12 protein-coding genes, 1 tRNA gene and 1 pseudogene are annotated in these 15,430 nt (G+C 64.6%); 9 read left to right on the forward strand and 5 right to left on the reverse strand.

All coding sequences use genetic code 11. The features are described 5' to 3' along the window. From JNM03_RS11300 to JNM03_RS11310, 3 genes and pseudogenes are all read left to right on the forward strand, one after another. A pseudogene (locus JNM03_RS11300) lies at positions 1-125 on the forward strand (HlyD family secretion protein); the annotation flags it as partial. Positions 126-142: 17 nt separating this feature from the next. Further along, entirely contained in the window at positions 143-3,304 is a 3,162-nt protein-coding gene (locus tag JNM03_RS11305) for a CusA/CzcA family heavy metal efflux RND transporter (protein ID WP_037553392.1), read from the forward strand. Between the two features lie 117 nt (positions 3,305-3,421). Next, positions 3,422-4,018, forward strand: coding sequence for a cation transporter (locus JNM03_RS11310; protein ID WP_003046522.1), 597 nt, complete (start codon positions 3,422-3,424; stop codon positions 4,016-4,018). Between the two features lie 195 nt (positions 4,019-4,213). Here the strand turns inward: JNM03_RS11310 and JNM03_RS11315 are convergent. Beyond that, positions 4,214-4,288: transfer RNA gene (locus tag JNM03_RS11315), tRNA-Gly, on the reverse strand. Between the two features lie 161 nt (positions 4,289-4,449). Here JNM03_RS11315 and JNM03_RS11320 point away from each other — a divergent pair. Further along, entirely contained in the window at positions 4,450-5,361 is a 912-nt protein-coding gene (locus JNM03_RS11320; protein WP_294036682.1) for a tetratricopeptide repeat protein, read from the forward strand. Continuing rightward, entirely contained in the window at positions 5,361-6,011 is a 651-nt protein-coding gene (locus tag JNM03_RS11325; protein WP_294036684.1) for an LON peptidase substrate-binding domain-containing protein, read from the forward strand. The genes JNM03_RS11320 and JNM03_RS11325 overlap by 1 nt, the downstream gene beginning before the upstream one ends. 1 nt (position 6,012) lies before the next feature. On the opposite strand, the gene JNM03_RS11330 is transcribed toward JNM03_RS11325, so the two are convergent. Together JNM03_RS11330 and JNM03_RS11335 are read right to left on the reverse strand one after the other, a co-directional pair. After that, entirely contained in the window at positions 6,013-6,714 is a 702-nt protein-coding gene (locus JNM03_RS11330; protein ID WP_294036685.1) for a sigma factor, read from the reverse strand. Positions 6,715-6,807: 93 nt separating this feature from the next. Beyond that, a complete protein-coding gene (locus tag JNM03_RS11335) occupies positions 6,808-8,037 on the reverse strand; it encodes an FAD-dependent monooxygenase (protein WP_294036686.1) in 1,230 nt (409 codons plus the stop codon). A 123-nt stretch (positions 8,038-8,160) separates the two neighbouring features. Here JNM03_RS11335 and JNM03_RS11340 point away from each other — a divergent pair, with 123 nt between their 5' ends. The 4 genes from JNM03_RS11340 to ribA all read left to right on the forward strand — a co-directional run bounded on the left by JNM03_RS11340 (position 8,161) and on the right by ribA (position 13,420). Further along, positions 8,161-10,473 (forward strand): DNA translocase FtsK 4TM domain-containing protein, encoded by a 2,313-nt coding sequence (locus JNM03_RS11340; RefSeq protein WP_294036688.1) that lies wholly within the window; start codon positions 8,161-8,163, stop codon positions 10,471-10,473. 112 nt (positions 10,474-10,585) lie between these two features. Next, positions 10,586-11,227, forward strand: a complete 642-nt coding sequence (locus JNM03_RS11345; RefSeq protein WP_294036689.1) for an outer membrane lipoprotein carrier protein LolA — start codon at positions 10,586-10,588, stop codon at positions 11,225-11,227. 331 nt (positions 11,228-11,558) lie between these two features. Then, on the forward strand, positions 11,559-12,353 hold the full coding sequence (locus JNM03_RS11350; protein ID WP_294036690.1) for an exodeoxyribonuclease III: 795 nt from the start codon (positions 11,559-11,561) through the stop codon (positions 12,351-12,353). Continuing rightward, positions 12,350-13,420, forward strand: a complete 1,071-nt coding sequence (gene ribA / locus JNM03_RS11355) for a GTP cyclohydrolase II (protein WP_294036691.1) — start codon at positions 12,350-12,352, stop codon at positions 13,418-13,420. The genes JNM03_RS11350 and ribA overlap by 4 nt, the downstream gene beginning before the upstream one ends. A 44-nt stretch (positions 13,421-13,464) precedes the next feature. On the opposite strand, the gene JNM03_RS11360 is transcribed toward ribA, so the two are convergent. After that, positions 13,465-14,271, reverse strand: a complete 807-nt coding sequence (locus tag JNM03_RS11360; protein ID WP_294036692.1) for a LytTR family DNA-binding domain-containing protein — start codon at positions 14,269-14,271, stop codon at positions 13,465-13,467. After that, entirely contained in the window at positions 14,268-15,392 is a 1,125-nt protein-coding gene (locus JNM03_RS11365) for a sensor histidine kinase (RefSeq protein WP_294036694.1), read from the reverse strand. The genes JNM03_RS11360 and JNM03_RS11365 overlap by 4 nt, the downstream gene beginning before the upstream one ends. Positions 15,393-15,430: the final 38 nt, after the last annotated feature.

The following is a 15,430-nucleotide window of genomic DNA, read 5'->3' on the forward strand; positions in this document are numbered from 1 at the left end:
GCCGTTCGTCGCCCGAATGGACCGAGGTCCTGTCGGGCATCAAGCCCGGCACCGCCTATGTCACCAAGGGCAGTTTCCTCGTTCGCGCCGACATCGAAAAGTCCGGCGCGGGCCACGACCATTGATCGGGGAGCAGGATAACATGCTAGCCAGAACCATAGGCTTTTCGATCCGGCAACGATGGCTCGTCCTCGCGGTGGTCGCGCTCCTCTGCGCGATCGGCGCGTGGAGCGCGACCAAATTGCCCATCGACGCCGTTCCCGACATCACCAACGTCCAGGTCCAGATCAACACCAAGGCGGAAGGCTATTCGCCGCTCGAGTCCGAGCAGCGCATCACCTATCCGATCGAGACCGCGATCGCGGGCATCCCGAACCTCAACTATACCAGGTCGATCTCGCGCTATGGCCTGAGCCAGGTCACTGTCGTCTTCGAGGACGGGACCGACATCTATTTCGCGCGCCAGCAGGTCAACGAGCGGCTCCAGGCCGCGCGCGGCCAGCTTCCGCCCGGGATGGAGCCCGAAATGGGCCCGATCTCGACGGGCCTCGGCGAAATCTTCATGTTCTCGATCGAGGCCGAACCGGGCGCGCGAAAACCCGACGGCACGCCTTATACGGCGGAAGACCTCCGGACGATGTCCGATTGGGTCATCCGGCCGCAGATGCGCACGATTCCGGGGGTCGCCGAGATCAACACGATCGGCGGCTATGCCCGCCAATATCATGTGACACCCAACCCGGCCTCGCTCGCCTCGCTCAATCTCTCGCTCAACGATGTCGTCACCGCACTCGAGGCCAATAATGCCAACCGCGGGGCCGGTTATGTCGAGCGCAGCGGCGAACAGATTCTGATCCGCGTGCCGGGTCAGGCCAATAATGAGCGTGACCTGTCGCAGATCATCGTCACCACCCGCGGCGGGGTTCCGATCCGGATCGCCGACGTCGCCGATGTCGCGATCGGCTCGGGGCTCCGCACAGGCGCCGCAACCGAAAATGGCAAGGAAGTCGTCCTCGCGACGGTCTCGATGCTGATCGGCGAGAATCCGCGCGTGGTGGCGCAGGCCTCGGCCGAACGCCTCGTCGAAGCCTCGCGTGCGTTGCCGAAGGGTGTCGTTGCCAAGCCGCTCTACGATCGCACCGCGCTCGTCGAGCGGACGATTTCGACGGTGCAGAAGAATCTCGCCGAGGGCGCGCTGCTCGTCATCGTGATCCTGTTCCTGCTGCTCGGCAATTTCCGGGCCGCGCTGATCACGGCGGCGGTCATTCCGGTCGCGATGCTGATGACGCTGACGGGCATGCTCCAGACGCGGACATCGGCAAACCTCATGAGCCTCGGGGCGCTCGACTTCGGCCTCATCGTCGACGGGGCCGTCATCATCGTCGAGAACTGCCTCCGCCGGCTCGGCGAGGCTCAGCACAGGCTCGGACGCCTGCTCGACCGCGACGAGCGCTTCGGCCTAGTCGCTTCCGCAAGCGCAGAAGTGATCAAGCCGAGCATCTTCGGCATTATTATCATCACCGCAGTCTATCTGCCGATCTTCGCGCTCGAGGGCGTCGAGGGCAAAACCTTCCATCCGATGGCGATCACCGTCGTCCTCGCGCTTACCGCCGCTCTGCTGCTGTCGCTCACCCTGGTTCCGGCCGCGGTGGCGCTGTTCGTGACCGGCAAGGTCGAAGAAAAGGAAAATTGGCTGATGCGCGGGCTCGGCAAGGGCTACCGCCCGATGCTCGACCGCGTCCTCAATTGGCCGAAGGCTGCGCTGGCTGGTGCTTTGGCGCTTGTCGCGCTGAGCGGCGTGGCGGCGACCAGTCTCGGGTCCGAGTTCATCCCGGACCTCGACGAAGGCGATATCGCGATGCACGCGATGCGCATTCCGGGGACGAGCCTCACCCAGTCGATCGCGATGCAGGAGGCGCTGGAGAAGAGGATCAGGCAGTTCCCCGAAGTCGAGCGGGTGTTCGCGAAGATCGGCACTCCCGAGGTAGCGACCGATCCGATGCCCCCGTCGGTCGCCGATAATTTCATCATGCTCAAGGACCGGAAGGAATGGCCCAATCCGAGAAAGACGCGCGACCAGCTCGTTGCCGAACTCAACAAGGCGGCGAACGAGGTGCCAGGGAACAATTATGAGTTCACCCAGCCGGTGAAGATGCGCATGAACGAGCTGATCGCCGGCGTTCGCGCCGACGTGGCGATCAAGTTGTTCGGCGACGACCTCGATCAATTGCTCGAATCGGGGCAGGCGATCGAGGAAGTCGCGGGCGGGATTGCGGGCGCGCAGGACGTGAAGCTCGAACAGGTCACCGGCCTGCCGATGCTCTCGGTCACGCCCGATCGCGACAAGCTCGCGCGCTACGGTGTCAGCATGGAAACGGTGCAGGATGCGGTTTCGACAGCGACCGGCGGCCGTCAGGCCGGCGAGCTTTTCGAGGGTGACCGCCGCTTCGACGTCATCGTCCGGCTTCCCGAGGCCATTCGCACCGATCTCGCGTCGCTCGGCAATCTCCCCGTTGCACTTCCGGCCGGCGGCTTCGTGCCGCTTTCGGAGCTGGCGGAGATATCGCTCGCGGCGGGGCCGAACCAGATCAGCCGCGAAAATGGCAAGCGCCGCGCGGTGATCACGGCGAATGTTCGTGGGCGCGATCTGGGCTCGTTCATCGACGAGCTCACGCAAAAGGTCGAAGCTGAGGTCGTGCTGCCCGATGGTTACTACATCGAATATGGCGGCACATTCGAGCAGCTTCAGTCCGCGACCGAGCGCCTCCAGATCGTCGTGCCGCTGGTGCTGCTGCTGATCTTCGGGCTGCTGTTCATGCTGTTCGGCACGGTGCGCGATGCTGCGATCGTCTTCTCGGGCGTGCCTCTGGCGCTGACGGGCGGGGTCGCGGCGCTGGCGCTGCGCGACATTCCGTTATCGATCTCGGCGGGCGTCGGCTTCATCGCTTTGTCCGGGGTCGCGGTGCTGAACGGCGTGGTGATGCTATCCTTCATCAAGGATCTGCGCGAACGCGGAAAAGCGCTCGTCGAGGCGATCCGCGAAGGCGCGCTGACCCGCCTCAGACCGGTGATGATGACGGCGCTGGTGGCGTCGCTCGGGTTCGTACCGATGGCGCTCAATGTCGGGGCTGGGTCCGAGGTGCAGCGGCCGCTGGCAACTGTCGTCATCGGCGGGATCATCTCGTCGACGATCCTGACTTTGCTCGTGCTGCCGGCCCTGTACCTCCTGGTCCATCGACGGACCGCGAAGGCCGAAGAGGAAGAGCTGGCGCGCCCGAGCAGCGTCCCCAGCCCCGAAGGCTGAGACACTCCCAGATGGCCGCCATTCCCCCCTGTCGGCGGCAACCGAGAGTGCTGACTGGGGCGGAACCCAAGCGGGTTCCGCCTCCTTTTAGGGATGGTGAGGATTGAGGAGCTTGCAATGAATGAAAAAGCATCCGGGAGCGAACGCGAAAAGCGAACGCTCCAGATCGTTCTCGTCCTGAACTCGGCTATCGCGATCGCCTTCCTCGTAACCGGCGGGCTCGGCGATTCGAGCGCGCTCATCGCCAATGGGCTCGACAATCTGTCCGACGCCGCGGTCTATGCCTTGAGCCTCGTTGCGCTCAGCCACGGCCTGAAATGGAAAACCCGTGCTGCCACGGCATCGGGTGTCATGCTGCTGGTCTTCGCGGCCGGCGTCCTGTTCGATGTAGGACGGCGCTATTTCGAAGGCAGCGAACCGATCGGTCCGACAATGATGATCATGTCGGCCGTCGCTGCGGTGGTGAACTATGCTTGTCTGAAGCTCTTGCAGCGCATTCAGGATCCGGACGTCAACCTCAGAGCCGCGACAACCTTCAGCTACAACGACTTCATCTCGAACGGCGGCATCCTGATCGCGGGTGTCCTCGTCTGGTGGCTCGGTACGAACTGGCCGGACCTTCTGGTTGGATTTGCGACTGCGCTGATCGCGATCAAGGGCGGCATCGAAATCCTTCGCGACGCCCGCCAAGAGGCCAAACAGCAGAAAGATTAGAGCATGTGAGGCGTGTCGGATCGGCGGAAGAATGTTCGGACCTCTGCGAACAACGTCGCCGATCCTGCCCTAGAGGCACCCGACAGCTCGCTCCCATCATATTACGTCCTTATTACGCGAGGCAAAAATCGAGCCCACGTAACGACGCGTATTACGCCGCCATTCGGCGTAAGTGTCTGAAATTGTTAGGAAAACTGGAGCGGGCGAAGGGATTCGAACCCTCGACCCCAACCTTGGCAAGGTTGTGCTCTACCCCTGAGCTACGCCCGCTCTGGCGGCTGGCGACCGGGTGGGTGCCAGCGGGTGAGGCGCGCGATTAGCATCGGCTTATGGAGTCGGCAAGCCCTGTTTGCGTTTTTTGCCGAAGGGTTGGCATATCGCCGCCAAATCCCACATAAGCGCATATCCCTATGACAAGGAGCACAGGTCCCGTGGCTACTCTCGGTCTCAACAGCGAGGAAAAGGAAGCCGTCGAAGCGTTCCGCCGCGACGTCGTCGAACCATCGATGACGCAGTTGGTCATTCTCGATTTCTGGGCCGAATGGTGCGGACCCTGCAAGCAGCTTGGCCCGGTTCTCGAAAAGGTAGCCGAGGATTATGCGGACAAGGGCGTGGTCCTGGTGAAGGTCGATGTCGATGCGAATCGCTTCATCGCCGGGCAGTTCCAGGTTCAGTCGATCCCGACAGTCTATGCGATCTTCCAGGGCCAGCCAGTCGCGAACCTGACCAATGCGCGCACCGAAAGCCAGCTGAAGACAATCCTCGACCAACTGCTCGCCCAATTGCCGATCGAAAGCGAGGCAAGCGCGCGCGCGGTCGAGATCGCACCGCTGATCGAGATGGGTGAGAGCGTCCTTGCCGAAGGTGACGGTGAACGCGCGGTCGGCATTTTCGCGCAGATCGTGGAGATGGCGCCCGACAATGCCCCGGCGCATGGCGGGTTGATCCGCGCCCTGATCCTTGCGGGCGACACCGAGGCGGCGCAGGCCGCACTCGATGCAGTTCCCCGCGACATCGCCGACGATGCAGCGATCGCACAGGCAAAAAGCGCGCTATCGCTCGCGGCCGACGCCCCCGACGCGGGAGAGCTAGCGGGGTTCGAGGCGGCTGTTGCTGCGAATCCCGCCGATCATCAGGCCCGCTTCGACCTTGCTGCGGCGCAGATCGGCGCAGGCGCCCGCGATGCCGCGGCCGACAATCTGCTCCATATCGTTGCCGCCGATCGCGAGTGGAACGAAGGGGCTGCCCGCGCGAAGCTGCTCGCCCTGTTCGAGGCGGTCGGACTGGAGGATCCGTGGGTCGCCGCGCAACGCCGCCGCCTGTCGCTGATCCTTTTCGGCTGATGCCCGACGCTGCGCCTTTGACCATCCAGCGGATTGCGATCTTCCCGCTGCCCGGTACCGTGCTGTTTCCTGGGCTGCATTTGCCGCTTCACATCTTTGAACCGCGGTACAAGGCGATGGTGCAGGAAGTGCTCGCACGCGACCGGCAGATCGGGATGATCCAGCCGCGGCAGATCCCGGGCGAGGAATTTCGTGAGCCGCCGGCGCTCTACGATATCGGCTGCATCGGCCGGATCATCGACGTCGAAGCGCTGGATGAGGGGCGTTTCAATCTGGTGCTGGAAGGCGTCGCGCGTTTTCGCGTCCGCCGCGAACTCGATGTCACGACGCCGTTCCGGCAGATCGAGGCCGAAATCGAGATCGAAGCGGAAGAAGACGCTGTTCTGTCGAGTATCGAACGCGCGAGCCTCGAGCGCGAGGCAAAGCGGTTTGCGGCGCGGCAGGGCTATGTCGTGGACTGGGATTCGGTCGGACAGCTCGACGATGCGACGCTGGTCAACGGCATCGCGCAGGTCGCCCCCTTTGACGCTGCGGCAAAGCAAGCTCTCCTCGAGGCTACACCCATCGGCGCCCGCGCCGACCTCGTCGTCCAGATGATGCAATTCTTCGGCCGTTTCGACGGCGACGACGGGCGCGCGACCCTGCAATGATTTAGTGCGGTTTGGTCCCCGCAATGCGGGCCATGTCCGCGATAGCGCGGCGCACGATATGCCGGTCGGCCTCGCCCAACCGCTCGACGAGGCTGTCGGTATAGGTAAATTGACGCCGGACGAGCGTGCGCTCGTGCCGCACCCTCGCTGCGACCCGGTCGGGCGCTGCGGCCCCGCGCGGCGAGCGTGACAGCGTCGCCTGTCGATGCGACGCCCAGTCCGCGACCAATCGGTCGGCCAGCAACGCGGCCAACCCGTCGGAGGCCCCTCGTTCGACGGCAGCCTCCGCATCGGGGTCGGCCAACCATTCGTCAATGCCGTCTTCGGCGAGCGCTTCGTACGACAGCATCGCCTGAACCTGTCGCCGCCCGGCGCATCGCTGGTCGCCGATGAGGCGGAGGCGAAGCGTCTGCAACTCAGCACGCAGCTGCCAGTTCACATAGGTCGTGAAACGCGCCCGTGCCGGATCATAGCGTTCGGCGGCACGGTGGAGCGCGATCCAGCACACTTGCTCTGCATCGTCGGCGACGTCCGAAAGACCATAGAGGCGGGTAAAATGCCGGATGCGCGGACGGGCCAGCGCGGCGAGCCGCTCGAACGCGCGGTCAACTCTCGATCGGGCGCGGGGCGAGGTGTCGAGTGCGGTCCTTGCCTCGATCAGCGCCAGCACCGCCGCTTCGAGAGCGTCACTTTTCGCCGACATATCGCATTCCTCCCTCGCGGACGAAGCGTCCACCGGGACAGGGATATGGCTGGATGGTTAGCGCCGGCGCGATGACCGGCTAGGTAGAAATACCTAGATTTCGGTGCCCGCAAGCAAGCGGGGCAAGTCCCCCGCCTCGCCGCGTGCTTCGTCCATGAAGAAGCGTTTGAGGATCGGAAGGCGCTGCACCGCGCCCAGCCCGGCCCGCCGGACCGCCGACGCCGTGCGTCCCGGGATGCCGAACAGGCGCGTGAGGCCGTCGGTGGCAAGACTGACCATCAGGCTGTCGAGCCCGCGCCAGCGCTGGTACCGCGCGAGCAGGGCGGCATCGCCAAGATCGAGCCCCAGACGCGCACCTTCGACGAGAACCTCGGTCAGCGCCGCCACGTCGCGAAGGCCCAGATTGAGTCCCTGCCCCGCGATCGGATGGATGCCGTGTGCCGCATCGCCGACGAGGACAACGCGATCGGCGACAATCGTCGCGCTGTGATGGAAACCGAGCGGATAGGTCATGCGCGGCGCGACGAGGTCCATCGTCCCGAGCGGGTCGCCCGCACGTTTTTCGAGCTCGGCGACGAAGCCGCGGTCACCAAGCTTCGCAAAACCCGGCCCATCCTTTTCGGAAACGGTCCAGACGAAGGCCGACCGATGCCGCCCCTGTTCATCGTCGACGAGCGGCAGCAGGGCAAACGGCCCCGATGGGAAGAAAATCTCGTGGGCGACACTGCCGTGCGGCTTGCTGTGCGCGACCGCACCGATCATCGCGTGGTGGTGATAGGACCAGTTCGCGATACTGAAGCCAGCGGCATCGCGCGTCGGCGAACGGCGCCCTTCGGCGACTATCAGCACGGGCGCCGCGAGCGTCGTGCCGTCCGCGAGCGTCAGCGTAACGCCATGCGCATCGACCGTGCGGTCGGTGACCGTCGACGGCATGAACAAACGGACCAGCGGGGCTTCGGCGAGCGCGGCCGCCAATGCGAGACGGAGCTGACGGTTTTCGATCATCGTCCCGAGCGCGCGGTCTTCGGGCGCGGTGACGAAGTCCAGTTCGCCCGCCTGCCCGCCATCGCTGACCTTGATCGCATGGATCGCACAGCCGTGCCCAGCGAGCCGGTCGGCGAGCCCGAGCACTTCGAACATCTGCCAGGTCGCGCTGGCAATGGCCGACGCCCGGCCATCGAAGCCCGGTGCGATCGTGGCGACCGGATCGGCCGGATCGACCACCTGCGACGACAGGCCGTGATGCGCCAGCGCCAGCGCCAGCACCTGGCCGACAAGACCGCCGCCCGAAATCAGGACATCGCTGTGCAGGGTTTCGCTCATGAAGGTGCCCTAGCCCGCCGCCGGACGATTGGAAAGGCTGTGGGCGACCCGCCCGCCATGCTTGACGGCGAGTCCGGCGCATGTGCATATCCCGATGGCTAACTCATGGGGACCGTTTTCAGCATGGCCAGCCGCAAGCCCATCGCCGCGAAGGCCGATTGGCGCACCGTTTTCCGGCAAAGCATCGCCCGCAGCCTCGTGCTGGCGGCGTCGGTGGCGCTCGCCGCCTTCACCCTGTTCCTGACGCTTGCGCTCCTGACCTATGACAGCACCGACGCGGCGCTGAACACAGCGGCGGGCGGCAGCGCGGCGAACTGGATGGGCGCGGCGGGTGCCTGGTTCGCCGATCTGGGGCTGTCGATCGGGGGCGCCCCGATCGCCCTCCTCATTCCATTGCTCGGGCTTATGGCGTGGCGACTCTGGACGGGCGCGCCGCAGCCCTATTGGCTCCGCCAACTGGCTTATGCCTTTGCGGGCCTGTTGCTCGCCGGGCTCGGCGCCGAGCTGTGGGCGCCGGCGAACGGATCGCCGCTGCCCGCCGGCTGGGGCGGCATCATCGCGCTGGTCGTCGGCGGTGCGATCACCCCCTGGTTCGCGCTGGCCGGCGATCCCGCCGCGGCGCTGATCCGCTTTGCGACGATCCTGTTCCTGCTCGGCATCGGGATCTGGCTCGCCTGGCGCGCGCTCCGCCTCGAAAAGGGCTGGTCACAGCGTTTCAAATTGCCGGCCGCCGAAGGTAGCCGCGTTGTAGAGCCGACGCGCGAGATCGACACCGGCACGAAAGCGCCCAATTTGATGGAGCGGGTCATCCGCCCGCGGCCGCGCGCCGAACCGAGCGACCGCGCCCCGCCCGAGATCGCCGAACCCGTCCAGCGGTCGGCCCCGACGAAACCCAAAACCAAGCCGCAGACCGAGCTGTTCACCAACTATCAACTGCCGTCGATCGACCTGCTCGCCCCCGCGCCCGACCGGCCGGCGGGTCAGATCGACAAGGCCGCGCTCGAACGCAATGCACGCCTGCTCGAGTCGGTTCTTGAGGATTTTCAGGTCAAGGGCGTGATTACCGCGGTGCGGCCCGGCCCGGTCGTCACCATGTACGAGCTGGAGCCCGCACCCGGCACGAAGGCCAGCCGCGTGTCGAACCTCGCGGACGATATCGCGCGCAACATGTCGGCGCTGTCCGCGCGCATCGCGCCGATTCCGGGACGCACCGTGATCGGCATCGAACTGCCGAATGCGCACCGCGAAGCGGTGGTGCTGCACGAGATCATCGGCAGCGCGCTGTTCCAGGATCAGACCGGCGCGCTGCCGATCATCCTCGGCAAGAATATCAGCGGCGACGCGATGATCGCCGACCTGGCCCCGATGCCGCACCTGCTGATCGCGGGTACGACGGGTTCGGGTAAGTCGGTCGGGCTTAACGCCATGATCCTCTCGCTGCTCTATCGCCTGGGTCCCGATCAGGTGAAGATGATCATGATCGATCCCAAGATGCTGGAACTCAGCGTCTATGACGATATTCCACATTTGCTCGCGCCCGTGGTAACCGAGCCGAAAAAGGCGATCCGCGCCCTGAAATGGGCGGTCGAGCAGATGGAGGACCGCTATCGGATGATGTCGTCGCTGTCGGTGCGCAACCTTGCCTCCTACAACGACAAGGTCCGCGGCGCGCTTGCGAAAGGCAAGTCGCTCGGCCGCCGCGTCCAGACCGGCTATGATCCCGATACCGGCCAGCCGGTCTATGAGGAAGAGACGCTCGATTATGCGCCGCTGCCCCAGATCGTGGTAGTGGTCGACGAGCTCGCCGATCTGATGATGACCGCCGGCAAGGAAGTCGAATTCCTGATCCAGCGCCTCGCGCAAAAGGCGCGCGCGGCCGGCATCCACCTGATCCTCGCGACGCAGCGCCCGTCAGTCGACGTCATCACCGGCGTCATCAAGGCAAACCTGCCGACGCGCATCAGCTTCAACGTCACCTCGAAGATCGACAGCCGCACCATCCTGGGCGAGGCAGGGGCCGAACAACTGCTGGGCAAGGGCGACATGCTGTACGTCCCCGGCGGCAAGCAGATCACCCGCATTCACGGGCCATTCGTGTCGGACGACGAAGTGCGGGCGGTCGCCGATCACTGGAAGGGACAGGGCCGCCCCGACTATATCGAAAGCGTCACCGAGGACCCCGAGGATGGCGGTTTCGCCATGGAAGGGGCGCCGACCGGCGGCGACAGCGCCGAGGATCGGATGTATGCCAAGGCCTGTCAGATAGTCGTCGAAAGCCAGAAAGCATCGACGAGCTGGCTTCAGCGCCAATTGCGCATCGGTTACAACAGCGCCGCCCGCCTGATCGAACGCATGGAAGAGGAAGGCCTCGTCAGTCCGCCCAACCATGTCGGGCGCCGCGACGTGCTGACCGACCAGTACGGCCAGCCGCGATAGCCCCTTCGCCGTCCCGGAGCAGACCGGGATGACGGGAAAATGAAGCGGCGGTTCAGTCCGAGTTCAACGCCCGATGGCCAGAGCAGGCTGCCGAAATGAAAATGAGAGTCAGATGATCTTGAAGACGCCCCTCGCCCCTCTTGCCGCCTGCACACTTGTGCCGCTCGCCGGCTTTGGCTTCGCGCTTGCCGTTCCCGCGATCGCGCAATCGGCGAATGCCCTGTCGTCGGTGCAGTCGCACCTCAAGGCGACGAGTTCGATGACCGCCGATTTCGTCCAGACCGATCGCAACGGCCAGCGGTTGTCGGGCAAACTGACGCTCAAGCGCCCCGGCAAGATCCGGTTCCAGTATCAAAAGGACGTTCCGCTGCTGATCGTCGGCGACGGCAGCCGCCTGACCATGATCGACTATCAGGTGAAGCAGGTACAAAGCTGGCCGGTGAAGAACTCGCCTCTGGGCGCGCTGCTCGATCCCGACCGCGACCTGACGAAATATGCCAAGGTGCTGCCGACGGGCAGCGACGAGGTGGTGAGCGTCGAGGTCAAGGACCCCAAGCGGCCCGAATATGGCACGATCACGATGGTCTTCGTCCGCGACGGATCGGCTCCTTCGGGTCTGCGCCTGCGTGGCTGGGTCGCGCTGGATTCGCAGAACAACCGCACCCGCATCGATCTTTCGAATCAGAAGTTCAACGTCGCGGTCGCCGATTCCGCATTCAAATGGACCGACCCGCGCCCGCGCCAGCGGAAGTAACCGCACCGAGGGGCGCCAAGCTGCCATGGGGCGCCCGGCCTTCGACGAACGGCCCGACCTGGCCGACGAACGGCGGCGCGCCGCCGCTTGTTCAGCTTGGCGACAGGGAAGCTGGGGTATTCCAACTCTCGAAGGCGCCAACACGGCCCCGGCTTTGGGTTTCCCCCTGTTGCCCCATCCGGACTGCCCGGTGTCTTCATTCAAGAGCGTGACGAACGCTGACCTTGAACCCCCGTTCCACCGCCCCTGGAACGGGGGTTTATGTTTGCGCGAACCAGATTCCGCCCGCGCGCCGTTGCGCCGCCTCGTCCGCATGGATAGAGCCGTTCGAATGAGCAACACCAGCATTGCGTCGTGGAACATCAACAGCGTCCGCGCGCGGATCGGTATCGTCGAGAAATTCCTCCGCGAAGAGGCGCCCGACGTCCTGTGCCTGCAGGAAACGAAAGTCGAATGCGGCCTGTTCCCAAAGGGGATGTTCGAACAGCTTGGCTATACGCACATCGTCACCAACGGACAGCGGATGCATCACGGCGTCGCGATCGTCAGCCGGATCCCGCTGGCCGACATTCGCAAATATGACTGGCAGGCGAACGGCGAAGCGCGGCACGTCGGTGTGACATTGCCGTCGGGCGTGCGGCTCGACAATGTCTATATCCCCGCCGGCGGCGACATCCCCGACCGCGATCTCAATCCCAAATTCGGGCAGAAGCTCGACTTCTATGGCCGGATGACCGAATGGTCGAGCGCGCTTGTCGATACGCCGACCGTCCTGACGGGCGATTTCAACGTCGCGCCGCTAGAAAGCGATGTGTGGAACCACAAGGCCCTGCTCGATGTGGTCAGCCACACGCCGATCGAAGTCGAAACACTCGCCCGCCTGCAGGCGGCGTCGGATTGGGTCGATCTTGGCCGCCACTTCGTCGCGGCGCCGACGCCCCTCTACACCTGGTGGAGCTACCGCGCGAAGGACTGGGAAGCGTCGAACCGCGGCCGCCGCCTCGACCATATGTGGGTGACGCCCGACCTGATGCCGAAAGCCGTCGCGCACCGTATCGTCCAGCCCGCGCGGAGCTGGGAGCGGCCATCGGATCATATTCCCATCGTGACGGAGTTCGCTTTTTGAGCGAGGACGCACGCGGCGAAGGTGCCCGAAGGGCGGCGCGCGCCATCGACGCGCTGCGCCGCGGTTGGCCATTTCGGGTGACAAGCCCCGATGGGGCGCTCGACCTGCTCGCGGTCGAAAGCGCGCGTGACGCAGCGCTCGCCGAATTCGGCAGTACCGACGTGTTGCTCTCCGGCGAACGCGCGGTGACGCTGAAGCTCACCAACCAGCGCGTGGCGGCAACGCCGGGGCCGGTGCGGCTGGCGGGGGCGGCCGATACGGTCGCCGCAGCGCTTGCGATCGCCGATCCGGCGCTCGACCTCGCCAATCCGCTGAAAGGACCGTTCCAGACGATCGCGACGGGCGGAGAGAGCGCTGCCGCGACGGCGATGACGATGGCGCGGCACGCCGGCCTGTTGCCGGCATTCTTCGTGCGCGATGCGTCCGGCGACGATGCGGAAACCGCCTGCGATGTTGCCGACGCTGCGGCCCTGCTCGACCCTGCCCGTCTCGAAATCGCGGCGCGGGCGCGGCTGCCTGTCGAGGCGAGCGAAACCGCAGAGATCATCGCCTTCCGCTCGCCCGAGGAAGCCTCCGACCATGTCGCGCTGATCGTCGGCAAGCGCGACGGCAATCCTCCGGTCGTCCGGCTGCACAGCGAATGCCTGACCGGCGATGTGCTGGGCAGCCTCAAATGCGACTGCGGACCGCAGCTTCATGCCGCGCTTCACGCGATGGCCGATGCCCCCTGGGGGGTGCTGCTCTATCTTCGACAGGAAGGCCGCGGGATCGGCCTGGTCAACAAGCTGCGCGCCTATGCGCTACAGGATCAGGGTTATGACACGGTCGATGCGAACCTGCGGCTTGGTTTTCCGGTCGAGGCGCGCGATTTCGCGATCGCGGGGCGAATGCTCGACCTGCTCCACATCCCGCGCATCCGATTGATGACCAACAATCCGGAAAAGGTCGCCCGACTGGAAAAGGAAGGCGTGGAGGTCGCCGAACGACTGCCTCTCGCCCTGCCGACGAACAAATATAATGAGCGGTATCTCGCGACGAAACGCGACCGCACCGGGCACCAGCTCTAGAAGAAAAGGCGCCGGACAATGCCGGCGCCTTCGTCTTCATCGCATCAATGCACGAAGCGTGCGACCACGTCGCGATAGCTGCGGCTGACCTTCACCTGCGCGCCGGAGCCGAGCACGAGGAAGCATTCACCATTGGTGTGCGGCTTGACCTGCTTGACCTGCGACAGGTTGACGATTGTCGAGCGGTGGACGCGCTGAAAGTTGCGGGGGTCGAGCCGCTTTTCCAGATCCTTCATCGTCTCGCGCAGGATCAGGCTGTTGTCGGCAGTATAGATGCACATGTAATCGCCGGCAGCATCGATCCGCTCGATACTGTCGACATCGACGCGGAAAATCTGACCCCGATCCTTGATGTTGATCATCTTTTCATAGCGATCGGCAGCGTGAGCATCGGGCTGAGCCTCGGCGTCATAGTCCTCGACCGCCTCAGGCGCGACCTCGGCCAGGACGGTCTTCAATCGTTCGACCTCGGCGGCCCCGCGCTTTTCTGCAAGGCGCTGGCGCACACGGTCAAGCGCGTCGGCAAGTCGTTCCGGCTCGACCGGTTTCACCAGATAATCGACCGCCTGCGCCTCGAACGCACGGATGGCATGATCCGAATAGGCGGTGACGAAAACGACGAGCGGCGGTTCGACCTCCATCAGCCCCTGAATCACCGAAAAGCCGTCAAATCCGGGCATCTGGATGTCCAGGAACACCAGGTCCGGCTTGTGCGTCTTGATCTTTCGGATCGCCTCGCGACCGTTCAGGGCGGTGTCGACAATCTCGACATCCGGGTGCGCTTCGAGCCTGAGTTGCAGGCCCTGAGTCGCCAATTTTTCATCATCCACCAGGATGGTTCTGATCGTCATGTGCGTTCTGTTCCAATCGTCATTTGCCCTTCGGGCTGGAACGGAAACTCGATAACCACCGCGAACCCGCCCTCAGCGCCCGTCTGGACGTCGAACCGATGCTGGTCGCCAAAAGCCTGCGCCAGCCGGTCCCTGATGTTGGCTAAACCCACGCCGGTCGATTCCGTTGCAAGCCCCGTGGTGGGGTCGGTCGTTTCCCCTGACAATCCCGAGCCCGTGTCGGACACGGTGATCCGCACGTTTTGACCGGCAAGCTGAGCCGAAATCCTGATGTCGGCGCCTTCTTCCTGCGGCGTGACCGCATATTTGATGGCGTTTTCGATCAGTGGCTGGAGGAGAAGCGACGGCAGCCGCGCGCGCGCAACCGCCGGATCGATGGCGAAATGCGGGCGGAGGCGATCCTCGAAACGCATCTTTTCGATATCGAGATAGAGTTTCAGCGTCTCGATCTCCTGCGCCAGCGTCACCTGCGCCGTGGGTTCGTTGGCGAGCGTGTAGCGCAGAAACGCCGAAAGCCGCGACAGCATCGCGTTCGCCGGTTCCGACTGCTTGAGCAGCACAAGCGTCGAAATGCTGTTCAGCGTATTGAACAGGAAATGGGGGTTGAGCTGGTAGCGCAGCATGGCGAGCTGCGCCGAAGCCGCCTGCGCCTCAAGCCGCAGCATCCGGTCATTCTGTTCCTCGAGCTGGAGGAAATAGTTGATCGCGAAATACAGCGCCGACCAGGCACCGAGCGAGGTCGCGTCGATATAGACCGCACCGAGGAGCAAGCTGGTGAACCCGGCTTCACTCGCGGGATTCTGGATCTGGGCGACCCAGGCGTCGATGAACGCCCACAGCGCGGTCGCGATCCCGGCCAGCCCGAAGCTGACACCCCACATCAACAGCGGGCGACGATTGATCAGGGCGCGATAGCAGACCGACAGGATGAGGGTCAGCGAGAAGCCCGTGATCGCCGAAATCGTCTGCGGGATCAGAAAGGTGAACGGCTGACCATTGGCCAGGCCGGACACACCGCGCAGCCCCAGCCACGCGGCCCAGCCCAGCAGTTGCAGGTTCCAGAACGCCCGTACCTTGTTACCGAAAAACGGCTCGGGCGAAGAAAATCCGAAAATGGGCATTGCGGAGGCGGCGCTATCGACGGTCGGCGCGAGAGTGC

This window comes from Sphingopyxis sp. (assembly GCF_016793825.1).
Lineage (GTDB): Bacteria > Pseudomonadota > Alphaproteobacteria > Sphingomonadales > Sphingomonadaceae > Sphingopyxis.

Bases quoted from the DNA above. Each gene is read 5' to 3' on its own strand.
- JNM03_RS11345 (WP_294036689.1), top strand. From the start codon at position 10,586: ATGATCTTGAAGACGCCCCTCGCCCCTCTTGCCGCCTGCACACTTGTG.
- JNM03_RS11305 (WP_037553392.1), top strand. From the start codon at position 143: ATGCTAGCCAGAACCATAGGCTTTTCGATCCGGCAACGATGGCTCGTC.
- JNM03_RS11330 (WP_294036685.1), bottom strand. From the start codon at position 6,714: ATGTCGGCGAAAAGTGACGCTCTCGAAGCGGCGGTGCTGGCGCTGATC.
- JNM03_RS11325 (WP_294036684.1), top strand. From the start codon at position 5,361: ATGCCCGACGCTGCGCCTTTGACCATCCAGCGGATTGCGATCTTCCCG.
- JNM03_RS11350 (WP_294036690.1), top strand. From the start codon at position 11,559: ATGAGCAACACCAGCATTGCGTCGTGGAACATCAACAGCGTCCGCGCG.
- JNM03_RS11360 (WP_294036692.1), bottom strand. From the start codon at position 14,271: ATGACGATCAGAACCATCCTGGTGGATGATGAAAAATTGGCGACTCAG.
- JNM03_RS11310 (WP_003046522.1), top strand. From the start codon at position 3,422: ATGAATGAAAAAGCATCCGGGAGCGAACGCGAAAAGCGAACGCTCCAG.
- JNM03_RS11340 (WP_294036688.1), top strand. From the start codon at position 8,161: ATGGCCAGCCGCAAGCCCATCGCCGCGAAGGCCGATTGGCGCACCGTT.
- JNM03_RS11365 (WP_294036694.1), bottom strand. From the start codon at position 15,392: ATGCCCATTTTCGGATTTTCTTCGCCCGAGCCGTTTTTCGGTAACAAG.
- JNM03_RS11335 (WP_294036686.1), bottom strand. From the start codon at position 8,037: ATGAGCGAAACCCTGCACAGCGATGTCCTGATTTCGGGCGGCGGTCTT.